This is a genomic window from Pseudomonas sp. 21LCFQ010 (assembly GCF_024129905.1).
GTDB lineage: Bacteria > Pseudomonadota > Gammaproteobacteria > Pseudomonadales > Pseudomonadaceae > Aquipseudomonas.
Genome location: NZ_JAMYDZ010000012.1, coordinates 71,034 through 95,727, shown reverse-complemented (window position 1 = coordinate 95,727; position 24,694 = coordinate 71,034). Strand labels below are relative to the sequence as shown.

The following is a 24,694-nucleotide window of genomic DNA, read 5'->3' as shown; positions in this document are numbered from 1 at the left end:
TATGGAAACCGATCCTGGCTTCCCGCATTGAATTGTGCCCAAGTATGAGCGAGAACCCGCTGCCACGCTTCAGGTTCTTTCCAGGTTTTCCAGTATGCGCGCATGCACCCGCATGCAAAGTTGCAGTTCTGTTTCATCGACACCGGTGAGCAACTCGGCGCGCAGGGTATTGGCGATGGATTCGATCTGCGCGATCAGCGGCGCGGCGCTGTCGCAGAGCAGGATCTTCTTCGCCCGACGGTCTTCGACAACCGCCTGGCGGCGAACCAGGCCCTGGGTTTCAAGGCTGTCGAGTAAGCGGGCCAGGGTCGGCCCTTCGACGCCGACGCTCTGCGCCAGCTCACGCTGGGTCGGCGCCTCATCATTGAAGCGGGCCAGATGCAGCAGCACCAGCCAACGGGCCTGGGACAAGCCCAGACCCGCCAGCCGCCGGTCCAGCTCGGCGCGCCAGCCACGGGTCATCTGGGCCAGTTGCATCCCGAAGCGGTGTTCATCAGTCAAAGGCATAACAAACTCATGGTTAATCTAATTATTAGCCAGCTAAGCATGGCCTCTTGCCGCGATCAAGCGCAGCGCCGAGACCTTTCGTCGCAACCTGTTACCAAGCTGGCGCGAAAAGCCCCTTCCTTCAGGTGGGGGATGAAAGCGCCACCGCGAAGCGGTCATAGGGGTTAAAATCCACAAAACCGCCCCTATTCTGTATTTCATGACTGAAATGAAAGCGACCAAAACCCTCAAGGTTCGAGTGCGAGACAAGCACGCAGCGCAGCTGCGTGAAGCTTCTCGTGCCGTGAATTTTGTGTGGAACTACGTAAACGAGTTGAGCCGTCGCTCGATTCGTGAGCGTGGTCGTTTTCTGTCGGCGTTCGACATTCACAAGTACACCAACGGGGCCGGCAAAGACCTGAGCCTGCACAGCCAATCGGTGCAGGCTGTTGCCGACGAATATGTCACACGGCGCAAGCAGTTCAAAAAGCGCCAGCTACGCTGGCGCTGCTCGGGCGGCGCTCGGCGCAGCCTGGGCTGGGTGCCCCTCAAGGCCGGCGCTGCTGTCTGGAAAAACGGCCAGGTCGTCTTCAACAAACAGCACTTCAAGGTCTGGGACAGCTACGGCCTGGCGGGTTTTAAATTCAGATCCGGTAGCTTCAACGAAGACACCCGTGGACGCTGGTATTTCAACGTCGTGGTCGAGGTCGACCGCCAGTTATCGCCAGGCCAGGACGCAGTGGGTATCGACCTCGGACTGAAAACCACGGCCACCTGCAGCGACGGTGATCGCCTTGAAAGCGGCAAGTTCTACCGGGATCTGGAGAGCGCGCTGGGCACGGCCCAGCGCGCTGGCAAGAAGGCCCGTGTGCGGGCGATTCACGCCAAGATTGCGAACCGCCGCAAGGATTGCCTGCATAAGTTCAGCAACGCGCTGGTAGCGCGTTGTGGCGTTATTGTGGTGGGCGATGTGAACTCACTGAAACTCGCAAAAACCAGAATGGCCAAGTCGGTGCTGGACGCCGGCTGGGGTCAATTGAAAACCATGCTGGAATACAAATGCGATTACGCAGGCACGGTTTTCAAGATTGTTAGCGAGAGAAACACCACCCAAACCTGTTCGAGCTGCAATCAATTGCCGGACTCGAGGCCGAGAGGTATCGCAGGGCTTGGAATAAGGGAATGGACTTGTTGTGGGTGCGGTGCCACCCACGACCGCGACGTCAACGCCGCAAAGAACATTCTCGCGCTCGGGCATGAGCGTCCAGTTGTGGGAATCCCCGCCCTTTAGGACGGGGAGGATGTCAAGCCTCGAACTCCGACTGCAGGGCGGCACGCACGCAATACAACACCCCTTCTGGGACCCGACCGCTGAATCGCGCGGCCACATCGCTGACCGCCGGCAGCTCGCCCTCGCCGTCGAGAAACGCGTCCTGGATTTCTTCTTGCAGTTCGGCCTGCAGATCAAGCGCCTGCTCAAGCGACAGTTGCTGGCTGGCAATGGCTTCAGCCAGCAGGCTGTAGACATTCTTTTCCGAGCATTGCAACTGCCCGGCGATCTGAATCGGGGTCATGCCGGCACGGGCCAGACTGATCAGTTCGTGGCGCAGGTCGGCCACCACCTTGGGCGCCTCGGCCTGACCACTGAGCACTTCAAGGAAGGCTTCGCCGTAACGCTCCAGCTTGCGCGCGCCCACGCCACTGACCCTGGCCATCTCGGCCATCGAGCGTGGCTGACCCCGGAGCATTTCCAGCAGGGTCGAGTCCGGAAAGATAACGTACGGCGGCACCCCATGCTCTTGCGCCAGGCGTCGGCGCAGGGCACGCAGCGCGTCCCACTGTTCGCGCTCTTCACCACGCACCAGTTGGCTGGCCGGGCTACCGCTGCCGCCGCTACTGCGGCTGGTACTGGTCTGGGCCTTGAGATCGCGGCGCAGTTCTAGGCTGACCTCACCGCGCAGCAAGGGCCGGCAACTGTCGGTCAGGCGCAGCCCGCCGTAACCTTCCAGGTCGATATCGGCCAGGCCACGGGCGACCAGTTGCCGGAACAAGGTGCGCCACTCACCTTCCGAGCGGCTTTTGCCAACCCCGAACACCGCCAGATGCTGATGACCGAAGTTCTGCACCTTGTCGGTAGACTTGCCGAGCAAGACGTCCACCAGATGGCCCACCCCGTAGCGCTGGCCGGTCCGGTAGATCGCCGACAGCGCCTGGCGGGCAGGCTCGGTGGCATCCCAGGTCTGCACCCCGTCGACGCAATTGTCACAGTGCCCACAGGGTTGTGGCAGCTCTTCGTCGAAGTAGGCCAGCAGTGCCTGGCGCCGGCAGCGAGTTTCTTCACACAGTGCCAGCATGGCATCGAGCTTGTGCTGCTCCAGGCGCTTGTGCCGCTCGTCGCCCTCAGAGTTTTGCAGCATTTGCTTGAGCATCAGCACATCCTGCAGGCCGTAGGCCATCCAGGCGTCAGCGGGCAAACCGTCACGCCCTGCGCGGCCGGTCTCCTGATAATAAGCTTCCAGCGACTTGGGCAGGTCCAGGTGCGCGACAAAGCGCACGTTGGGCTTGTCGATGCCCATGCCAAACGCCACGGTGGCGACCATGATCAGGCCTTCCTCGTTAAGGAAGCGCCGCTGGTTGCTGGCCCGGGTCTCGGCGGGCAGGCCGGCGTGGTAAGGCAGCGCCGGGTAGCCGCTGTTGCTGAGAAACTCGGCCACTTCCTCAACCTTTTTGCGCGACAGGCAATAAACAATACCGGCATCACTGCGCCGCTCGGACAGGAACGCGAGCAACTGCTTGCGCGGCTGCTCTTTGGGCACGATGCGATAAAAGATGTTGGGCCGGTCGAAGCTCGACAAAAAGCGCTCGGCATTTTGCAAATGCAGACGGGTGACGATCTCTTCGCGGGTCCGCTTGTCGGCTGTAGCCGTCAGGGCGATGCGCGGCACATCGGGAAACAGCTCGGCCAGTTGACCCAGTTGCAGGTATTCGGGACGGAAATCATGACCCCATTGCGATACACAGTGCGCTTCATCAATAGCGAACAGCGCAATATTGAGGTTCTGCAGGAACGACAACATCCGTGGCTGAACCAGCCGCTCGGGCGCCAGGTAAAGCATTTTGAGCTGGCCCTGGCGCATGCGCGCGGCCAGTTCACGCTGCTGCTCGGCGCTCAGGGTCGAGTTCAGCGCGGCGGCCGACACCCCCAGTTCATCGAGGGTCGCCACCTGGTCGTCCATCAACGCGATCAGCGGCGACACCACCACGCAAAGGCCGTCGCGCAACAGGCCGGGCACCTGGAAGCACAGCGATTTGCCGCCGCCGGTGGGCATTAACACCAAAGCATCGCCGCCGCTGGCCACGCGCTCGATAATCGCACCCTGGCGCCCCCGGAAGCTGTCGTAGCCGAAGATGTCCTTGAGAATGCGTTGAGCCTGTTCGAGCATAAAAACCCCGGGTTGTGCTGCTACAGCAGGCCGCGTCGGTCGAGCCGCGCGGCTACAAACGCGGCAGTATACCCGAGCGCCCTACTCAGCGGAGGCTCTGTACATCAGCTGTCAATATTGCCCGGCAGTGCTCACGCTGCTGGCGCCCAGGCCGTTGAGAGCCTAGAATTTGGCATCGTTTATTTCCAAGGTAGTCCGTCAATGTCCTTCGCTGAGCAACTTACCCGCCTGCAAGTCTTCCTTGATGCAGATGATCTGCACGATGAAGCACTGGACTACGTGGCCGCCCATGGCTACCTGACCGCCCTGTCAATCTGCTCGGAGCAGGTGCCTGAGCGCGAGTGGATCGAAGCACTGTTCGCTGAGCCACCGCACTACGCCAGCGACGCGCAGCGCGAAGAAATCGAAACCACTCTGGTCTTGTTGCAAGCACATATTGCCCGCCAATTGGCCTCGGACGAAGAGTTCGAACTGCCTTGCGACCTGGACCTGGGCGACGACCCGGACGACTCGGAACTGCGCGGCTGGTGCATCGGCTTCATGGAAGGCGTGTTCCTGCGCGAGAACGCCTGGTTCGAAAGCGCCGAGGAAGAAGTCAGTGAAATGCTGCTGCCGATCATGGTCGGTTCGGGCCTGTTCGACGAACAACCGGAATTCGCCGACATCGCCCAGGACGCCGGCCTGATGGACGACATGATCGTCCAGATCCCTGAAGCCCTGACAGCCCTGTTCCTGCTGTGCCAGGCACCGGAAGAAAAACCGGCAATCCTCAAGCCTCGCCACCACTGAGTTGGTCACCCCGTCATCGCGCACCCGCTCACACGGGCTGGTGCGCTATGCACTGCTGGCGATCGGCTGGCTGAGTGTCCTGCTCGGAATCATCGGCATCTTCCTGCCGGTGCTGCCCACCACTCCCTTCCTGTTGCTGGCCGCGGCGTGTTTCGCGCGCAGTTCGCCGCGATTTTACCGCTGGCTGGTCGAACACCCGCGCCTGGGCCCGTGGATCCGGGACTATCTGGAAGGTCATGGCATTCCGCTCAAAGCCAAGGTCTACGCCATCGGCCTGATGTGGTTCAGCATCGGGGTGTCGTGCTGGTTCGTGCCGCTGACCTGGGTGCGCGTGCTGTTGCTGCTCTGCGCGGTGCTGGTCAGCCTGTGGATTGCACGGCAAAAGACACTGCCGCCACGGCGCTAGCGCCAGGCTTGATGCTTGCAAAACCGCTATAAGCCTTATGCAAAAAACGTCTGACCTTCGCGCAAAGTTGTTCTTAGCTGTTGTTACGCCGCTGTAACGCCCAAGACCGTTGCAGCGCGTGGACATCACCATTGATCAAGGACAACCCCATGCGTGACCTCCCTCCCCTGTACAGCGCCATCCTGCGCGCCCTGGCCGAAGCGTTGGCTGCCAACCTGCCGAACCGCAGCCCCGAGCGGCACGATGCTGCGCCAACGCTCAGAGACTGCACCCCCGCGCAGCACGCCAGCGATCAGCGGCCTGCGTAACTATTTTTTCTTGCTGTCGCGGGCAAATGCCGCTTCCAGCGCTTCGTTGAGGGTACGCAGCACCTTGACCCGCGCCCAGCGCTTGTCGTTGGCCTCCACCAACGTCCACGGCGCAATCGAGGTGCTGGTGCGGTCAACCATGTCACCGACTGCGCGGCGATATTGCGGCCATTTTTCGCGGTTGCGCCAATCGTCTTCGGTGATTTTGTGGCGTTTGAACGGGATCTCTTCCCTGGCCTGAAAACGCTCCAGCTGGGTCTGCTCGTCGATCGCCAGCCAGAACTTGACCACCACCACCCCGGCGTCGGTCAACTGCTCTTCGAAGTCGTTGATCTCGCCGTAGGCGCGTAACCAGTCGGTCTCGCTGCAGAAGCCCTCGACTCGCTCGACCAGCACCCGGCCATACCAGGAGCGATCAAACACGGTGAACTTGCCGCGTGCCGGGATCTGCCGCCAGAAACGCCACAAGTACGGCTGGGCGCGTTCGTCTTCGGTGGGCGCGGCAATCGGCACGATGTGGTACTGGCGCGGGTCCAGCGCCGCCGCCACGCGGCGGATCGCGCCGCCCTTGCCGGCCGCATCGTTGCCTTCGAACACGGCCACCAGCGCATGGCGTTTCATGCGTTTGTCACGCATGTTGCGCGACAGACGCGCCTGCTGGGTGATCAACAGATGCTCGTACTCATCCTTGTCCAGTTGCTGGTTCAAATCGAGGCTGTCGAGCAGGGTCAGTTCATCGTCATGGGTGCCGCGCGGTCCGACCGCCAGCGCCTGGGGTTCGACTGGCGGGGTGTTCAGCGCCGCCTGCATGCCTTCGAGCAGTAAACGGCCAACGGTCAGGCTGCGATAGTTGGCATCGGCGCCTTCGATCACATGCCAGGGCGCATATTCACGGCTGCTGCGGCGCAGCACCCGCTCGCCGAAGCGCACAAATTTGTCGTAGGTCTTGGACTGCTGCCAGTCCAGCGGGCTGATGCGCCAGCTGTGCAGCGGATCGTCGCGCAGGCTTTTGAGGCGTTGTTTCATCTGTTTACGCGACAGATGGAACCAGAATTTGAAGATGATCGCGCCTTCATCGCTGAGCATCTTTTCCAGCCGCTCAGCGCCGCTGATCGCCTGGTCCAGTTGCGCGTCCTTGAGCAGGCCATGCACCCGGTCCTGAAGCATCTGGCTGTACCAGTTGCCAAAGAAAATGCCCATCCGGCCCTTGGCCGGCAATTGTCGCCAGTAGCGCCAGGCCGGGGGATGATCGAGTTCTTCGTCGGTCTTCTGGTCGAAGGTGCGCACCTCGATGAAGCGTGGGTCCATCCACTCGTTGAGCAATTTAACCGTCTCGCCCTTGCCGGCGCCCTCGATGCCATTGATCAGCACAATGATCTGCCGCCCGGCCTGCTCATGCAACTCGTACTGGGCTTCAAGCAATGCCTCGCGCAATGCGGGCACCTGCTCGTCGTACGCCTGCTTGTCGATGGCATGGCCGATTTCAGCGGATTCGAACATCCTGGAACTCCCTTTACGAATCTTCGTTGATAGCGCTTTGCCCATTAAGACCATCAATTCGCCCGATGGGTCAATCCGTTCAGCCCGCGACCGGGTAAAATGCCGCCTCGTCCACCGCAGAGCCCGCCATGACCGCCCCCTTCCAGAACGCCCAGCTCAGCTGGGACGAAAACGGCAACCCACGCTCCAACGCCTTCGATGACGTGTATTTCGCCACCGATGCGGGCCTGGAAGAGACCCGACATGTGTTTCTGATCCAGAACGACCTGCGCGCCCGCTTTACGGCCTTGCCGGCGGACGGGCGGCTGGTCATCGGCGAAACCGGATTCGGCACCGGGCTGAACTTCTTCTGCGCCTGGCAGTTGTTCAACGAGTGTGCACCGGTCGGCGCACGCCTGCATTTTGTCAGTGTCGAGAAGTACCCCCTCAGCCATGCCGACCTGCAACGCGCCCTGGCGCTGTGGCCTGAACTGGCTGCGCAAGCCGGGCAATTACTGCACCAGTACCGAGCCATTCATCCAGGCTTTCAGCGGCTGCTGTTCGACGACGGGCGTATTACCCTGACCCTGCTGATTGGCGATGCGCAGCAGATGCTGGAACAACTGGACGGGCGCATCGACGCCTGGTTTCTCGATGGTTTTGCCCCGGCTAAAAACCCTCAGATGTGGAACGAGCAGCTGTTTGCGCAACTGGCGCGGCTGTCGGCGCCCGGCACCACGCTGGGCACTTTCACCAGCACCGGCTGGGTACGCCGGGCGTTGGGGGCGGCCGGTTTCAAGATCAAGCGCGTGCCGGGCATCGGCCATAAATGGGAAGTCATTCGCGGCGCCTTTATCGGTTGGCCCGACGAAGCCGAGGCGCCCCCTGCGGTCAAACCCTGGTTCGCCCGCCCACCGCGGCCTGCCGGTGAACGCAAAGCCCTGGTGATCGGCGGCGGCCTGGCCGGTTGCAGCACGGCACGCAGCCTGGCCGTGCGTGGCTGGCAGGTCAGCCTGCTGGAGCGTCATGAACAGTTGGCCAGCGAAGCCTCGGGCAACCCGCAGGGCGTGCTGTACCTCAAGCTTTCAGCCCATGGCACGGCGCTGTCGCAACTGATCCTCAGCGGCTTCGGCCATACCCGGCGCCTGCTGGAGCGTTTGCAGCGTGGCAGCGACTGGGACGACTGCGGCGTGCTGCAACTGGCGTTCGATGACAAAGAGGCGCAGCGCCAGGCAAAACTGGCCGAAGCCTTCCCGGCCAGCCTGTTGCACGTGCTGGACCAGCACGCCGCCGAACAACAGGCCGGGGTGAGCCTGCCCGGCGGCGGGCTGTTCTACCCCGAGGGCGGCTGGGTGCATCCGCCGTCGCTGTGTCAGCAACAGGTCGAGCACCCGAATATCACGGTTCTGACCCACCACCAGGCGCTGGATCTGCGCCACGAAGATGGCCTGTGGCAGGCTTGGGCCGATGACCGGTTACTGGCCAGCGCTGCGGTGGTGGTTCTTGCCAATGCCGCCGATGTGCAGCGCTTTAGCCAGAGTGCCGAGCTGCCGCTCAAACGGATTCGCGGGCAGATCACTCGCCTGCCGGCGACCGCCGCCAGCCAGGCGCTCGCGACCGTGGTCTGCGCCGAAGGGTACGTGGCGCCGGCGCGTGGCGGCGAACATACCCTGGGCGCAAGCTTTGACTTTCATAACCAGGACTTGAGCCCGACCCTGGCCGAACATCAGAGCAACCTGCAATTGCTGGAGGACATCTCGCCGGACCTCAGCCAGCGCCTGCATGGCGCCGGTCTGGACGGCGCGCAATTGCAAGGCCGGGCTGCCTTTCGCTGCACCAGCCCCGATTATCTGCCTATCGTCGGCCCGCTGGCTGACGGGCAGGCGTTCGCCCACACTTATGCGGCGCTGAGCAAAGACGCCCGCCAGATTCCGCCCCTGGCCTGTCCATGGCTCGACGGCCTGTACGTCAACAGCGGCCATGGTTCACGAGGGTTGATCACCACACCGTTGAGCGCCGAATTGCTCGCGGCCTGGCTGGACGACGAACCGTTGCCGCTGCCGCGCAGTGTGGCCGAGGCCTGCCACCCCAATCGCTTCGCGCTGCGCAGCCTGATTCGTGGGGGCAAAAGCTAGATTCGGCGGGTTTTTGTAACAGGCATTTGCACAGGCGGCTTTGACCTGAGCGGCGATAAGCCCTACGGTGGTTACCTGCACACGCTGAAAAACGGAGACTCGCATGCTGTTTCGTCAACTGTTCGACAGCCAGACATCCACTTACAGCTACCTGCTCGCCGATCAGGGTCAGGCGCTGCTGATCGACCCGGTCAAAGAGCATCTGGACGATTACCTGCGGTTGATTTCCGACCTTGATCTGCGCCTGATCATGGCTATCGACACCCACACGCACGCCGACCACATCACCGGCCTGGGTGATCTGCGCGATGCCACCGGCTGCAACACCGGCCTGGGTCAGGAAAGCCACGTGCCTTGCGCCAGCTTCAACTTCCATGACGGCCAGAGCCTGGCCTTTGGCAGTCGCGAATTGAAGGTCTGGCATACGCCGGGGCACACCAGCGATTCGTACTGCTTTCTGCTCGCCGCCCGCGGCCGTCAACCGGCCTGGTTGTTCAGCGGCGACACGTTGTTGATTCGCGGCAGTGGCCGCACCGACTTTCAAAATGGCAGCGCCCGCCAGCAGTGGGCCAGCCTGCAACGCCTGCTGGATCTGGGCGACGACACGCTGGTGTTCCCGGCGCACGACTACAAGGGCTGGACCTGTTCGACCATTGGCGAAGAGCGCCGTCACAATCCGCGCCTGCAAGTGGCCAATGCCGAAGAGTACGCCGCGCTGATGGACGGCCTGCACCTGCCGCCACCCCGCTTGCTGGACGTGGCCCTGGCGGCCAATCGGGCTTGCGGGCAAAACTGACCGCTCATAGAGAACCGCGCCATGCTGCAGGTTGACGACCTCATCAAGCACTACCCCACCGCCCAGGGGCCGCTGCAAGTGCTTGATGGCGTGAGCCTGCAACTGGCGCCTGGCGAAAGCCTGGCGTTGATGGGTGAGTCGGGCAGCGGCAAGAGCACCCTGTTGCACCTGATTGCCGGCCTGGACCGACCAGACAGCGGCTGTATTGCTGTCAACGGCCAGCGTCTGGACGGCTTGAATGAATCCGCTCTGGCGCGCTGGCGGCGCAGCGGTATCGGCCTGGTGTTCCAGCAGTTCAACCTGATCGGCAGCCTCAAGGTGGCAGACAACCTGGCCTTTCAGGCGCGTCTGGCCGGGCGCCACGACCGCGCCTGGCAAGCGCAACTGGCACAGCGTCTGGGTCTGAATGGCTTGCTGGATCGCTATCCCGAGCAACTGTCTGGCGGCCAGCAACAACGGCTGGCCATTGGTCGCGCACTGGCCGCACGGCCGGCCTTGCTGCTCGCCGACGAGCCGACCGGCAATCTCGACGAAGCCAGCAGTGACGACGTCATGCAACTGCTCATGGAGCTGTTGGCCGACAGCCCCACCAGCCTGCTGATGGTCACCCACAGTCCGCGCATCGCCGCCCGCCTGGCTCGCCGGGTGGTATTGCATAAAGGGCGGCTCGACGACGCCGCAGTCCACTGAGATGAGCGCACTCGGCTGGACGCTGTGCGCCCTGCTGAGTCACTGGCGGCGTCATCCGGTGCAGTTGGCCGGCGTGCTGGTCGGCTTGTGGCTGGCAACCGGGTTGCTGACCGGCGTGCAGGCGCTCAACAGCCAGGCTCGCGACAGTTATCAGCGCGCCAGTCAGTTGCTCGGCGGCCAGGCCCAGAGCTGGCTGGTCAGCCCCGAGGGTGGGCCATTTTCCGAGCGGTTGTTTGTCGAGCTGCGCCGGGCCGGCTGGCCGGTGTCGCCGCAACTGCAAGGCCGGGTCAGCCTCAACGGTGAGCGCCTGCAACTGCTCGGCATCGAACCGTTGACCCTGCCACGTGGCACTGCGTTGGCGGGCCAGACGCTGGGCAACGACCAGTTGCTGAATTTCCTGCGCCCGCCCGGCGTCACCTGGATTGCCAGCGATACGCTACGGGCGCTGGGTTTGCAGGAAGGCCAGCAACCAGCACTGGACAACGGCCAGCGCCTGCCGCCATTGCAAAGCGTCGCAACGATGCCACCGATGCTGCTGTTGACCGATATCGGCCAGGCGCAAACCCTGCTGGCAATGCCCGGGCAAGTCAGCCGCCTGCTGCTGGCCAGTGACTTCGCCGCCACCCAGCCTGAACTGCCGCCGCGGTTTGCCGACCGGTTACGCCTGCAGCACGGCGATGCCAATGATGATCTGGCGCGCTTGACCGACAGTTTCCACCTCAATCTCGATGCCTTGGGGGCTTTGGCTTTCGTGGTCGGCCTGTTCATTGTCCATGCGGCTATCGGCCTGGCGCTGGAACAACGTCGCGGCCTGCTGCGCAACCTGCGCGCCAGCGGGGTCAGCGTGCGCATGCTGGTGGCCGCGCTGGCCCTGGAGCTGGTCGGCATGGCTGGGCTGGCCGGCATCGCCGGGGTGTCCAGCGGCTTTGTGCTGGCCAGCCTGTTGCTGCCTGACCTGGCCGCCAGCCTGCGCGGCCTGTATGGCGCACAGGTGGCCGGGCAGCTGAATCTGGGCGCGGGCTGGTGGCTGGGCAGCCTCGGCGTGGCGCTGCTCGGTGCCCTGCTCGCCGGCACCAGCAGCCTGCTACGCGCCGCCCGCCTGCCAGTGCTGGCGCTGGCCCGTGCTCAGGCCTGGCGTGAAGCGCATCAACGCTGGCTGCGCCATCAGCGCCAGATTGCCCTGGCGGGTCTGGCGGTGGCGCTGGGCGCCGGGTTCGGTGACAGCCTGATCAGCGGTTTTGTGCTGGTCTCGGCACTGTTGCTCAGCGCGGCGCTGGGCCTGCCGGTGATTCTCGACGGGGTGCTGGCGGTGGCTGTGCGCCGTAGCCATTCGGTGCTGGGTCAATGGTTCATTGCCGATTGCCGGCAGCAGTTGCCGACCCTCAGTCTGGCGTTGATGGCGCTGTTACTGGCGATGGCCACAAGCATCGGTGCCGGCGGCATGACCGCAGGCTTTCGCCAGACCTTCAACACCTGGCTGGAGCAGCGCTTGAGCGCCGAGTTGTACGTCACCGTCGCTACCCCGCAACAGGCCCGCACCCTGCCCGACTGGCTGGCGCAACAACCGGGGGTCAAAGCGGTACTGCCGGACTGGCAAGTCAGTGTGCGCCTGCAAGGCTGGCCAGCTGAACTGCATGGGGTGATCGACCATGCGCATTACCGCGAGCATTGGCCGCTGCTGTCAGCCAGCGCCGAGAACGCATGGCAGCAACTGGCGCAACAGGACAGCGTGATGCTCAGCGAACAGTTGGCCCGGCGTCTGGGCCTGGACGTTGGTGACACGCTGGAGATCCCGGTACCGCAAGGCCGCTGGCACCCACGCATCATTGGCCTGTATGCCGACTACGGTAATTCACGTGGCCATTTGCTGGTCGATTCGCGGCACCTGTTACAGCACTGGCCCGACCTGCTGCCTGGCCGTTTCAGCCTGCGTACCGAGCCGCAGGCCGCTGGCGTGTTGAGCGCCGCGTTGCAACAACGCTTCGGCCTCGACGATAGCCGGATCGTCGATCAGCAGCAGCTTAAAGACTGGTCCGGTAAAGTCTTCGAACGCACCTTCGCCGCCACTGCGGCGCTCAATAGCCTGATCCTTGGCGTGGCGGCCATTGCGCTGTTCATCAGCCTGCTGACGCAAAGCCAGGATCGTCTCGGGCAACTGGCGCCACTCTGGGCCTTAGGGGTCGACCGTCGTCGTCTGGTACTGCTCAACCTCGCCCAGACCTGGCTGCTGGCCAGCCTGACCTTGCTGGTCGCTGTACCGCTGGGCGTGCTGCTGAACGGGTGCCTGAACGCGGTGATTCAGGTCCAGGCGTTTGGCTGGCGGCTGCCCACTCAGCTGTTCCCGCTGCAATGGCTGAACCTCACGGCGCTGGCCCTGCTCGCCACCTTGCTGGCCTCGGCCGGGCCGCTCTGGCGGCTGTACCGCAGCCAGCCCACCGACCTGCTCAGGAGCTTTGATCGTGACCAGTAGCTGGCGTTTTGGCGTGCTGAGCCTGTTGCTGCTGGTCGGCTGTGACGACAAGCCGCCAGCAGAACAGGGCTTTGCCGGCATGGGTGGGCAGGCTGATGGCTACACTCAGGTCACTGCGGGCCGGCCGTTCAGCTTTCCTGCCGATCACGCCCCGCACCCGGGCTTTCGCATTGAATGGTGGTATGTCACGGCCAACCTGCAAGACCCGCAAGGCCGGCCCTTCGGCGTGCAATGGACGCTGTTTCGCAATGCCCTGCAGCCCGGCAGCAGCGGCGCCGGCTGGCAAGACACCACGCTCTGGATGGGGCACGCGGCAGCCACCTCCGCCACCTCGCATCACGCTGCCCAGCGCCTGGGACGCGGCGGTATCGGTCAGGCCGGCGTCAACCTGACACCGTTCGCGGCCTGGATTGACGACTGGTCAATGACCAGCAGCGCCAGCGAACCGATGCGCGATCTGCACCTGCAAGCCAGCGCTGCCGCTTTCAGCTACACGCTGCACCTGACCAGCGAACGCCCCATGGTGCTGCAGGGCGAGCACGGCTACAGCCGCAAGTCCGAACAGGGCCAGGCATCGTATTACTACAGCCAGCCGTTCTACACGGTTAAGGGTCAATTGCAGATTGACGGCCAGACTCATCAGGTCAGCGGCCAGGCCTGGCTGGACCGGGAATGGAGCAGCCAGCCGCTGACCGCCGAGCAGAACGGCTGGGACTGGTTTTCTCTGCATCTACAAGATGGCACACGGCTGATGCTCTACCGCATCCGTCGCACCACCCGGCCGGCCTACCTGATCGGCAGCTGGATTGCGCCGGATGGCCAGATCCAGCCACTCACTGGCGATGACATTCGTCTTGCGCCGCTGAACGAAACCCGCGTGGCAGGCCGAAGCCTGCCGACCCGCTGGTCGATAGAAATCCCCGGCAAGAACCTGTCGATCATCACCGAGGCCCTCAACGCCAAAGCGTGGATGGACCTGGACGTGCCTTACTGGGAGGGGCCGGTGCGTGCCAGCGGCAGCCAGAGCGGGGTCGGGTATCTGGAAATGACCGGGTATTGAACGGTGGTTTGCGGTCAGGCGCAATATTGTTCAGTTAGGCACCATAGGTCTCGGTGGGAGCGACCTTGGTCTGGGCGGCATCCCGACGAAGACGGCGGCACATTCGCAGCAGTTGCTGTGACTTTACCGGCCTCTTCGTCGGAGTGCCGCCCATACCAAGGTAGCTCCCACAGAGGTATACGGCGCCTAAACGAACAGTATTGAGTCTTCGCTGGGAACACTTTCCAAGGAGCAGCGTGATCAAAAAAGCCAGAAGCCCCCGGCAGTCGACCTGGCTAGCCAGCCTGGCGCAGCCGCCTCAGAACCCGGTCTCGCGCCAGATCACTACCAATACCGAACGCAGGAAGCTTTGCGCCAGCGATTGCCAGTCACCGGCAATCACCACCTTGCCGCGCCAGCTTTGCAGTTGCGCCAGCTCTGGCGGTTGCTCGCTGCTCAGCGTCACCCGGTACACCGCCCGCTCCGGGATCAGTTTGCCGTGTTTGTCGCGGGTCATCACCGAGCCGCCGGCGGCGCTGGACAGCTCACCATTGAGCAATTGCCGGGTGGCATCCTGTTCGATGGCCTCCACCCGCAACGACAGGCTCAGGTCAGCGCGGCCGTCGGCGTAGAAGCGCGCACGGTCGCCGACCTTGATCCGCCTTACATCGTCCTCATCCAGATAAGTTTCCACCCGCCAGATACCGGGCTGCACCAGGGTCGCCAGACGCTCGTGGGCACTGACCCAGACGCCGGGCTTCAGGCCCGGTTCGAGGTTGTACAGCACGCCATCGAACGGCGCACGCGGCGCATAGCGCGCCAGTTCGGCCTGAACACTGGCCAGTTCGGCGCGCGCCGTGCTTTCCTGTTGCGCGAGCAATTGCATGTTCTGCCGCAAGGCGGGGTCGATGCCGGTATTGGCCGCCTGCTGGCGGATCGTCTCAAGCTGCGTGCGGGCCAGGCTCCAGCGCCGCTGCAGGTCCGGCGAGGCCAGTTCGAGCATGACCTCACCGGCCCTCACGGGCTCACCGTTGGCCTTGCTCAGGCTGACCAGCTGTGCGCCGGCCGGCGCATGCACCGGAAAACTCTCTGCCGGGCGCAACAGCCCCGAAGACCCAACCCGCGTGGGCAACGGCACCACCAGCAACAGCACCAGCGGCAGCACAATCAGTGCCAGCCGCCATAGCCCCCGGCGGCTTCCCTTGAGCGTCAACAACTGCGGCCACAGACGCACTTCCTTGATCAACGGCATCAACACGAACCAGCCTATTTCAACGATGAACAACACAATGCCCACGGCCTTGATGAAGAAGTGGTAAACCAGCACCGCGATACCCAGAAACAGCACCAGCCGGTACAACCACGTGGCGTAGGCGAACAGAATCAGCCCCAGCGTTTTACTCCGGGAAAAATACTCCGGCGGCTCAAGCCCCAGGCCAAACAGCTTTTCGCGCAGGTGCCAGCGCGCCAGGGCAAACGAGCGGCCATGCAGGTTGGGCATGTCCAGCCAGTCAGACAACAGGAAGTAACCGTCAAAGCGCATGAACGGGCTGGTATTGATGGCCAGCGTCGCAATCCAGGTGGTGGTCGCCAACATGAACGCGCACGACTTGGGCAGGCCATCGGGCAGCAGCGCCCAGGCCAGGGTCGCCCAGGCCGCGACCACCAGTTCGGTCGCCACCCCCGCCGAAGCCACTGCCAGACGCTGCTTGTGGCGGGCCAGCTTCCACACCTCGTTGGTGTCGGTGTAGGCCATCGGGAACATCACCAGAAACGCCACACCCATCGCCGGGATCCGGCAGCCATAGCGCTTGGCGGTGTAGGCATGCCCCAGCTCGTGAAGGATCTTGATCAGCACGATGGTCACACCGTAACCGGCCAGGCCTTGCCAGGAAAAGGTATCGATCAGGGTGGAGGTGAAGCGGGTCCATTCGCGTTCGACCAGAATCAGCCCCAACACCAGCACCATCAGGGTCAGCCAGGCAAAGCCCTTGCTGAACAATGGCGCCACCCAACCCTGGGTGCGTTGCAACCAGGCATCCGGGCGCACCAGCGGCACCCGGAAGAACAGATAACCGTGCAACAGGTTGTGCCAGAAACCGCCCTTGCGCTGACGCACCTGCGCGGCCATGGCTGTGGCACTGCCGGGCAGGCGCTGCAACAACTGGTTGTCGTGCAGGAAGCGGGTGAACTCCAGCACATCTTCTGCGAGCACCTGCAGCGTGGTCTGGCGCGAGATGTCCGCTGCAATCGCTGCGGCCTCAGCCATCTCCCAACGCGAAATGATTTCGAAGCTCAGCCAGTCGATGCGGAAAAACTGGTTGCGGATCGGGTCGTGCAAGGTCCAGCTCGGTTGCCCATCGCTCAGGGCGGGACCTGGAAACAACGCCAGTTCCTCGCGCAGCGGCGCCATGACCGGCGCCGCCGCAGGCCCGGCGGCCGCAGCGGCCATGACCGCCACCTCAGACCCCCAGCATCTGGCGCACCGCGGCCAGCGGGCGACGCAACACCCAGTAAGCCAGCGGCACCTGCTCGGCACTCAGCCTGACCGTGCCTTTGAGGCCCACACGCTGATCAGTGGTGGCATCCAGGGTGGCCCGCACCCGATAGGCGTAGCTGCCGTCGGGTTGCTGCTCGGCGTCGTGGGCGATATAGCGCAACCGGGCGGCCACGGGTGTCAACGGGCTGGCATTGAGGTACAACCTGACCGGTGCTCCGGCCTCCAGCGGGATCGCATCGCCCACCGCCAGCCAGGCCTGGATTTCAACGTCCTGAGGCAGTGCGATGCGCATGATCCGCTCACCGGTGGTCACCGGTTTGCCAATCCACTCACTGGGGTCATCGAACAGCGCAATACCGTCCTGTGGCGCCACCACCCGCGAGCGTTGCAACTGACCTTGCAGGTAGTCGGACTCGGCACGGCGCTCTTCGATCTTGCCGGCCAGAATGGCCAGTTGCGACTTGGCCTTGGGGTCGTAAACCGCCATCTGCGCGGTTTGCCGGTATTCAGCCTCGGCAGTGACCAGCGCCTGACGGGCCACCTCCAGACGACTGGTCAGGGCGGCCTCGTCAAAGGTGAACAACGGCTGGTCCTTGACCACCTGCTGATTGGGCTCAACCATAAACGCGCCCAGCACACCATCCATCGGCGCCCGCAAGGTGGCCGGGTTGGCCGGCACAAGTTCGCCAGGTGCCAGTACCGTAAGGTGAATCGGCAGGCACCCCAGAGCGATGATCAGTCCAGCCAGCAATGCCAGACGACGCGGGCGCCGCCAGCTACGGCGCAGCCCCGCCAGCCGGCGACGCCACGACGGCGGCTCGCTGCGCAGGCGCGCCTCGAACGCGTGCTGCAACACATCACGCCATTCATCCAGCAACGCCACCTCAATGGGCTGCCAGGGCGTGTCGCGCATCAGCAGCAAGGCCCCAGTGGTGGCCTCCCCCGACATCGGCAGCCACAGCAGGTACACCGGCAGCCAGTCACCCCACTCACGGGCCAGTGCCTCAGGCACATCAACGGAGGTGACCTGGCGAGGCCCCTGCCCTTGTGCATGCAGCGCCCGGCACAGTTGTTCCAGCCACTGCACATAAGGTGCGTTGGCTTCCTTCTGCACCACGCCCGACAGCGCCCTTATCCCTTCTTGCTCGAACCACAGCGCCGCCTGGCGATAGGGCACCAGCGCATGACCTTCGTTGACCGCCAAAAAGTCCAGCTCGACGCTGTCGCTGGCATGCCTGGCCCGGCGAGCCAGGCTCAGCAGCAGGTCCAGCGCCGCGGCCGACACGCCTTGCGGTGGCTGCGGCGAAGACAAATCGGTCATGCGCCCGCCGCAGCCAGCGACGGCGCCCGCTTGGCTGCGGCACGCAGTTGCTCAGACAAACCGCTACGCCCGCTTGGCGCTTCGGCACGGCCATTCGCACCCGCACTGCCCTGGCCATTGACCCGGAAGTTAGCTTCCGCAGTGCGACCATTCTGGTCACGGGCCTGGACCTTGATCACCAGTTCGCCATTGAAATTTTCCGGCGGACGGCCTTCGAACTGGCCGCTGGCTGCGTTGAAGCTCAACCAGGCCGGCAGCGGCCGCCCATCGGCCAGGGTGGCACGCAAGGTGATGCCGGGGTTCTGCTCGGTGTGGGCGAAGGCATCGGCCGGTACGGTGAAGTTCCAGGTCTGGCCAGCGCTCAGTTGCTGGTCTGCAACGCCGCTCAGCACGCGCAGGCCTGGCTGCTCAGAGACCAGCGACACCACCTGGAAGCCGCCACGGCCAACATCGGTCAGGCCGCTGCTCAGTGCTGGCGAGCTGATAAAGCTTGAACCCTGGCGCTGAGCACTGTCGTTGAGTGGATTGACGAAAACGCCCAAGGTAGCGCCGGAAACCGGCGACTGGGTGAAGCCGGCTTGAGCGCCAGTAGCGGAACCCGCTGCTTCGACGATACTGCGATTGGCCCCCTCAGGGCGCGAAATCTCTATCGCCGTCAGAGTGCTGACACCGCCAAGCTGCTGCTCAGTAATCAACTGGTTGGCATTGACCGTAGCTCCCGTATCCGCCAGTACGCTGCCGGACCCGACGCTCGGCAGAACAACGTTCGTGGCAGGCGCCAGCACTGGCGGCAACGGGGTCGGTGTGTTCGGCACCTGCGGATCAGCGATCTGCACCGGCGGGGTCACCGGATCAACCGGCGGTGTCACAGGTGGCGTGACCGGCGGCGTCACCGGTTCAGTCGGTGGCGTAACAGGCGGCGTGACGGGTTCGGTCGGTGGTGTCACCGGTGGCGTGACAGGCGGCGTTACCGGCTCGGTTGGCGGGTTGACTGGTGGTGTGACGGGCGGGGTCACCACCGGTACAGCACTGGTACGCACGGTAAAAGTCAGGCTCGCCGAAGCGTTGCTCAGGTCCGTCGCCGTGACGGTCACGCGGATATCACCCACGGTGGTCGGGGTGCCGGTAAAGGTACGGGTGGCGGGGTCAAAGCTCAGCCAGGCCGGCAATGCTCCGCCGCCCATCAGGCTGGCACTCCAGGTCAGCGAATCACCGGCATCGACATCGGTGATCATGCCGTTGGGGAACGTATAGGTCCACGGTGTGCCTTCGGTCACCTCGCGCACGCTGACGATGCCATTGACCTCAGGTGCGTCGTTGGCACCGCGAATGGTAATGGTCAGGGTCGAGGTACTGGTGGCCAGGGTATTGTCGGCGATCGTGTATTGGAAGGTGTCGGTCAGGGTGTCAGCCGTGGTGCGCAATGCCTGCACCGCCGCGCTGTTGTTGTTCACCACGTAGCTGTAGCTGCCGTCGCTGTTGAGCGTCAGGGTGCCATAGGTCCCGGTGAGCGGGCTGCCCACGGTGCCCCCTCCCACCGCGGTCACCGTGCGTACATCACTGCCGTCATCGTTGGTAAGCACGTTGCCGGTCGGGTTAACGCCCGGCGTGGCATTGCTCACCCCGCCTGCCTCGGTGGCGAGCGCCGTATCAGGGTTGGCTGCTGGCGGCACATAAGCATTGACCGCAATGCTGTAGCTGCGCTCGAACGAGTTACCGCCGCTATCGGTGCTGCGCACGCGTACCGAATAGATACCGACGGTGAGCGCCTGACTGCTCACCCGCAGCTCATCACCGACCACCGTGAACCTGGCGTTGTCGGTGGAGCCGGTGCCAGCTACCAGCGTGTAGGTAAAGGAGTCCACCACACTCAGGTCGGTGGTACTCAGTGTCCCGACCACCGCGTTGGCGCTGTTGGCGCTTTGCAGGCTGGTGTTGCTCAGTTGCATGCCGCTCGGCGCATTGGCATTGATTGAGTCATTGGACTGGGTAATGGCCGTGGTCCAGGTGGCGGTATTGCCTGCTGCATCCATCAAACCGACGTTCACCGGCAGGCTGGCAGAGCCGGCGTAATCGGTGCCGCCATCGGTCACCACGTATTGCGCTCTGTAGAGAGTGCTACTCATGGGCGTCAGATTGACCAGCGAATATCCGGCAACAGTACTGCCCGGGGCGAGGGTGTAAGGCACGCCGCCATCGTTGCTCACGGTCAGCGTCACGGTGATGGTGTCACCGACCCGTTGTGGCACGTTGGGCCCCTGCAGATTGCTGATCACCGGCGCTACGCGGTCCACGGTGTAGGTCTGGCCGGTAGTGAAGCCGCCGCCGATAGCGGTATTGCTACCCGACACGATGCCGGTGTTGGAGCCTTTGAGATCAAGGCGCAAGGTACCGTCACCGGCCAGGCTAATGACCGTCACTTGCCGGGTATTGCCTGTCCCGCTCACCGAGTCAATAACGCCAGAGGCGTTACCACTGGTGGTCGTCAGGATGAAATCGCTGGTGTCTACGCCAGTGACCGCCACGTTGAAGGTCACGTTGTAGACGATGCTGGTCGCCGAGGCGAGCACCACCTCGGCCGAAGCACGATCGATCGAGCTGACTGCTGGCACGACCCCGGCAACGGTCGCTGATGGCCCGCTGAACAGAGTTTCCAGGGTGCCACCGTTATCCGTGTAGGTAACCTTGTCGCGCACCGACTTGCCGACCTGATCGCTGCCCAGAACAAAGCTGGCAGCGTTGGCGCCGTTGATGTCTGACCAACTGCCGTTGGCAAACTCCTGCCATTGGTGGTTGAACGTGACGCCTGACAGGCCATCGACATCGACAATACCCGAAGTGCTGGCCGTCAGGGTCTGGCCCTCCTGAGCGCTGCCAGTGACGGTCGGACTTCCCGAGGGTGCGTCATTGACCGCCGTTACACTGATAGTGAAGGTCTTTTCGACGAAATTCACTCCACCATTGGCGGTGCCACCACTGTCGCTCAGCCGCACGGTAACAGTGGCGACCCCATTGGCGTTGGCCGCCGCAGTGAAGGTCAGGTCACCGGTACTCGGGTTTATCGCTGGCTGGACGCTGAACAGCGCGTTATTGCTATTGGTGGTGATAAACATCAGGGACTGCCCGGACTCGTTGGCAGGCCCGACCGACAGATTGGTGGCCCAGCCCGCGATGGTCTGCGGCCCGGCGTCCTCCAGCACAGTCACATCGGCCCCCGCGGTGAAGTCCGGCGCATCGTTGACGCTGGTCACGCTGATGCCAATGGTGTTGGTGCTGGCCGCGAACGGCGTCGAGCCACCATTGCCAGACACATCCAGTCGCGAGGCGGTGCTGGTGCTGTAAGCACCAGCGAAGGTGTTGTCTATCGCTCGCACGCTCAACGCAGCCGGACTACCGAAGTAGTTGGCAGCCGGCAGAAAACGCAACTGCGTGCTGGCCGACAGCAGCAGGGCATCGGTATTGCTGACCGTACCGACCGCATACCAGTCGCTGCCATTGACCGAATACTGCCAGAGCCCATCGGTTACGGCATCGGCAGTGTTGGCCACTACAGCGATGCCACTGAGGCTGGAACCGGCATCGACATCAACGAAATTGAAGCCCGGCAGAGCATTGATCGCAGTACCGGCAGGGCTGCTCGCGTCTTCCAGAATCGCCGGCAAGGTCAGATTGCCCAACCCGGTCGGTGCATCGTTGACCCCGGTGACGGTGATGGTGAAGGTCTGCGCCGCACTGGTGTCGACCCCGCCATTGGTGGTGCCGCCTGAATCTTTCAGGGTCACAGTAACCGTCGCAGTACCACTGGCGTTGGCAGCGGCGGTAAACGTCAGATTGCCTGTCGCATCAATGGTTGGCTGGGTACTGAACAGCGCATTGTTATCGTTGCTGACGGTAAAGGTCAGGGTTTGCCCTGACTCGTTGCCCGGCCCGACACTGAGATTACTGGCCCAGCCAGTCACCGTTTGCGCACCGGCGTCCTCCAGCACGGTCACGTTACCGCCCTGGGTGAACGAAGGCGCGTCGTTGACCGCCGTGATGGTGCCGCTGATGGTTCTGGTCGCAGCAGAAATAAACGTGCTGCCACCGTTATTGCTGGTATCCATGGTAACGCGAGTTTGAGAAGCCGCTGCGCTACTGGTAGAACCCGGGAACGTATTGTCCAGCGCACGAACCGTCAAGGCCGGAGTGGTGCCGTTGTAGTCGGCCACCGGCACGAAACGCACCAGCGTCGCAGGCGAAAGTATCAGCCCGGAAGTAACGCTGACCGTACCGATTGCGTACCAATTGGTACCGCCATTGGTGGAGTACTGCCAGAGGCCTTCAGTTGCCAGGTTGGCCGGGTTGCCCACCACGATCAGGGCAGCCAGCGACGCATTGAGATCCGGGTCAGAAAAGGCGGCGCCAACAATGCTGGTGATCGATGTACCGTTGTTGCTGCTGGCATCTTCTAGAACCGTCGGCACCGTCATGTTGCCGGTCAGGGTCGGCGCATCGTTGATCGAGGTGGCGACCACCGTGGTAGTGCTGTTAGTTACCGCCGGGTTGGTGCCGTCGTTGACCGACAACGTGAAGGTAGTGGTCTCGGTACTGCCGACCGCCACATGGTTATTGGCCGGTTGGTAGACCAGGGCGCGCAATGCAGCCTGCACAGAAGCAGCACTGCCAGAGGCGCTGGTATAAGTCAGACCACCATTGCTGCTGGTGAAACCCGCCGCAGAAGTGAAAGCCCCTTTGCTCGCGTTATCCAGAGTGATAGTGACAGTAACGTTGCCGCCGGTGAGGGTGACACCGGAAAACGGCTGCAGCGTGGCATTGTCGTTGACCGGCTGGCTGGCGACGGTGCCGCTGATGGTCGGAGGAAGGGCAGTTGCCGCATCGCTGACAGCGATGCCGTCAGCGGCCTTGCCGCCGGTCCCCTCTGCGCCCTTACCGGCGACTGCAAGGTTATTGGAGACATCACTGCTGGTCACGGTCAACGTTGCACTACCGATACTGCGAATCCCGGCGTAGGCGTCACCGCCTTTACCGCCGATGCCCAGGGCACCATTACCAGCGCTGCCAGCGCCACCGCCACCGCCACCGCCTGCCGCCATGTTCCCGGTGACGGAGCTGCCGGTGATCGTCAGCGTACCGGCATTGTAAATGGCCCCCACCGCCGTTCCACCGTTGCCACCAATGGCACTTTCACCCTGCCCGCCACCGCCGCCACCAATGGTCACGCCGTTGAGGGACACAACGCCGCCGTCACCACCAGTGGCGAAGCCGGCATACACTTGAGCTTTACCACCGGTGACAGAGCCGGCGACCGAAGAACCTCCGTTACCACCGAGCGGACGAGCGTTTGCTGCGTAAGGGTCGCCAGCTCCCGCACCGCCTTGCCCCCCACCACCAGCAGCGCCTTGGGTGGTAACACCGCCTGGATTATAACCAGCAGTTGTGTTGTGGGTGCCGCCGCTGGCACCACCGTTTCCGGCGGCACCACTGCCACCGCCACCAGCGCCACCGGAACTTGAATTGAGATGACCGCCGCCACCGCCGCCGCCTGTGGCCTTGTTGTTGATGATCGAGCTATTGACGATGCTCAATGTGCCCGCATTGTAGATGGCGCCACCCAAAGCGCCCTCAGCCGCATTCGGAGTTGTCGTGGCAGCAGAATTGGTCTCTTCAACACTGTCGCCACCCCGACCACTGGCCATACCATTGGTCAAGGTCACACCTTGCAGCTCAATACTGCCGGAGCCTGCATTGATATGCATGATCTGCGTATAGTTCTGGGCGTCGATCTTGAAACCATTGCCAATGATGGTTGTCTTGAAGCCGTCATTGATCGAGAAGGTCAGGGTGAGATCGCTGCTACTGAAAAGAATATCATTGGCCAACGTGATGGTGTCAGCCTGGTTATTACCACCTGATGTTGTCAGGAAACCCTGCAACTGAGAGACACTCGTGGCACTGAACGAAGCCAGCGTGTAGTCATAGTCGGCCAACCGTGAAGTATTCAGCACCGCGGCACTGGTGAGGCTCCCGGTCGAGATCTCAAGATCCCAGTTGCCGCCACCGGCGAGATTACCCGTATCGTCACTCGAAGCGGCGACAACAGCACCCGTTGCATCTGCAAGGTTATGGATGAAGCTGTCACCCAGACTGCCTGCGCCTACATCGCAACCATACAGAAGAATTTCGCCCCCGGACCGCAATGCAGTACCGATTGTCGTGAGCTCAGCGCGGTAACGCTCCAGGTTGTCGCTGTAGAGCGCGCTGTTGCCCAATAGCAGCAACCCGTCACTGCCATGGGACACAATGCTGATCGAAGTCACATCGCGCATGTCCTTGAGCGCATCGGCGATCTGCACGATGCCGTCGCGCGCAGTATCAAGTACTACGACTTTCACGTCCGGCTGCGCCGCATCGACAATTTTTTGGTAATCACTGACCGCAGCGTCAACGAACAGCACTTTGCTGCCCGAACCATTCTGAGGTTCGCTGACGCCCTCAACTACCAGACGTTCCTCGCCCGCCGCCCTGGCTGTATCCGCATTCCGGCTGCCAGTCTGCGCTGCTGCGGCCTTGGCCAACTCGGCAATGTGCGATGCCGGCGCTTCGCCTGCTACTGCCGGCTTGGCCGCGTCGGCTGCGGTGGCAACGGCAGCACCATCAAACATGATCCTTGCTTCCAGCGCCAACGGCGAAGGCTTGCGACGCTGAAGAGCTCGGGGAGCGTTAGAGAAGGCCTGGGGCGGAGTATGATCTTTGCTCATGGGGCAGTCCTTGCAGTACAAGCGTTGCGAGGCAAACAACGATTCAGGGAATATATCGGTAGCGTCTGGCTTTG

The 24,694-nt window shown here is 63.1% G+C and carries 15 protein-coding genes; 9 read left to right on the top strand and 6 right to left on the bottom strand.

Features of this window, described 5'->3' with window-relative positions:
• Nucleotides 1-69: 69 nt before the first annotated feature.
• Nucleotides 70-507: a MarR family transcriptional regulator gene (locus tag NJC38_RS15565; protein ID WP_045481173.1), complete on the bottom strand. Its 438-nt coding sequence runs from the start codon at nucleotides 505-507 to the stop codon at nucleotides 70-72.
• A gap of 208 nt (nucleotides 508-715) precedes the next feature.
• On the opposite strand from NJC38_RS15565, the gene NJC38_RS15560 reads away from it, so the two are divergent.
• Nucleotides 716-1,777 carry a transposase gene (locus tag NJC38_RS15560; protein ID WP_253115572.1) on the top strand — a complete coding sequence of 354 codons (1,062 nt, stop codon included), beginning with the start codon at nucleotides 716-718 and terminating at the stop codon, nucleotides 1,775-1,777.
• A 13-nt stretch (nucleotides 1,778-1,790) separates the two neighbouring features.
• Here the strand turns inward: NJC38_RS15560 and recQ are convergent, their stop codons facing one another.
• Entirely contained in the window at nucleotides 1,791-3,929 is a 2,139-nt protein-coding gene (recQ, locus tag NJC38_RS15555; RefSeq protein ID WP_253115571.1) for a DNA helicase RecQ, read from the bottom strand.
• Between the two features lie 201 nt (nucleotides 3,930-4,130).
• On the opposite strand from recQ, the gene NJC38_RS15550 reads away from it, so the two are divergent.
• From NJC38_RS15550 to NJC38_RS15540, 3 genes are all read left to right on the top strand, one after another.
• A complete protein-coding gene (locus tag NJC38_RS15550) occupies nucleotides 4,131-4,718 on the top strand; it encodes a YecA family protein (protein WP_045481178.1) in 588 nt (195 codons plus the stop codon).
• A gap of 1 nt (nucleotide 4,719) precedes the next feature.
• The gene (locus NJC38_RS15545) at nucleotides 4,720-5,124 is read left to right on the top strand and encodes a YbaN family protein (protein ID WP_253115569.1); all 405 of its coding nucleotides are present in this window, start codon (nucleotides 4,720-4,722) and stop codon (nucleotides 5,122-5,124) included.
• Nucleotides 5,125-5,273: 149 nt separating this feature from the next.
• Nucleotides 5,274-5,432 carry a hypothetical protein gene (locus NJC38_RS15540; RefSeq protein WP_158497577.1) on the top strand — a complete coding sequence of 53 codons (159 nt, stop codon included), beginning with the start codon at nucleotides 5,274-5,276 and terminating at the stop codon, nucleotides 5,430-5,432.
• On the opposite strand, the gene pap is transcribed toward NJC38_RS15540, so the two are convergent.
• Nucleotides 5,433-6,932: a polyphosphate:AMP phosphotransferase gene (gene pap / locus NJC38_RS15535; protein WP_045481184.1), complete on the bottom strand. Its 1,500-nt coding sequence runs from the start codon at nucleotides 6,930-6,932 to the stop codon at nucleotides 5,433-5,435.
• A gap of 128 nt (nucleotides 6,933-7,060) precedes the next feature.
• On the opposite strand from pap, the gene mnmC reads away from it, so the two are divergent.
• From mnmC to NJC38_RS15510, 5 genes are all read left to right on the top strand, one after another.
• Complete coding sequence (gene mnmC / locus NJC38_RS15530) at nucleotides 7,061-9,046, top strand: bifunctional tRNA (5-methylaminomethyl-2-thiouridine)(34)-methyltransferase MnmD/FAD-dependent 5-carboxymethylaminomethyl-2-thiouridine(34) oxidoreductase MnmC (protein WP_253115567.1); 1,986 nt, start codon at nucleotides 7,061-7,063, stop codon at nucleotides 9,044-9,046.
• Between the two features lie 103 nt (nucleotides 9,047-9,149).
• Nucleotides 9,150-9,842, top strand: a complete 693-nt coding sequence (locus tag NJC38_RS15525) for an MBL fold metallo-hydrolase (RefSeq protein WP_045481191.1) — start codon at nucleotides 9,150-9,152, stop codon at nucleotides 9,840-9,842.
• A gap of 21 nt (nucleotides 9,843-9,863) precedes the next feature.
• Nucleotides 9,864-10,532 (top strand): ABC transporter ATP-binding protein, encoded by a 669-nt coding sequence (locus NJC38_RS15520; protein WP_045481194.1) that lies wholly within the window; start codon nucleotides 9,864-9,866, stop codon nucleotides 10,530-10,532.
• Nucleotide 10,533: 1 nt separating this feature from the next.
• A complete protein-coding gene (locus NJC38_RS15515; RefSeq protein ID WP_253115565.1) occupies nucleotides 10,534-13,002 on the top strand; it encodes an ABC transporter permease in 2,469 nt (822 codons plus the stop codon).
• Nucleotides 12,992-14,062: a lipocalin-like domain-containing protein gene (locus NJC38_RS15510; protein ID WP_253115563.1), complete on the top strand. Its 1,071-nt coding sequence runs from the start codon at nucleotides 12,992-12,994 to the stop codon at nucleotides 14,060-14,062. Before NJC38_RS15515 ends, NJC38_RS15510 begins: the two co-directional genes overlap by 11 nt.
• A 298-nt stretch (nucleotides 14,063-14,360) precedes the next feature.
• On the opposite strand, the gene NJC38_RS15505 is transcribed toward NJC38_RS15510, so the two are convergent.
• Genes NJC38_RS15505 through NJC38_RS29050 form a run of 3 tightly spaced genes read right to left on the bottom strand, consistent with a single transcriptional unit; the run spans nucleotide 14,361 to nucleotide 24,620 of the window.
• Nucleotides 14,361-16,493: an HlyD family efflux transporter periplasmic adaptor subunit gene (locus NJC38_RS15505; RefSeq protein WP_253115561.1), complete on the bottom strand. Its 2,133-nt coding sequence runs from the start codon at nucleotides 16,491-16,493 to the stop codon at nucleotides 14,361-14,363.
• Between the two features lie 10 nt (nucleotides 16,494-16,503).
• The gene (locus NJC38_RS15500) at nucleotides 16,504-17,862 is read right to left on the bottom strand and encodes an HlyD family efflux transporter periplasmic adaptor subunit (RefSeq protein WP_045481203.1); all 1,359 of its coding nucleotides are present in this window, start codon (nucleotides 17,860-17,862) and stop codon (nucleotides 16,504-16,506) included.
• Nucleotides 17,859-24,620 (bottom strand): DUF4347 domain-containing protein, encoded by a 6,762-nt coding sequence (locus tag NJC38_RS29050; protein WP_290447271.1) that lies wholly within the window; start codon nucleotides 24,618-24,620, stop codon nucleotides 17,859-17,861. The genes NJC38_RS15500 and NJC38_RS29050 overlap by 4 nt, the downstream gene beginning before the upstream one ends.
• Nucleotides 24,621-24,694: the final 74 nt, after the last annotated feature.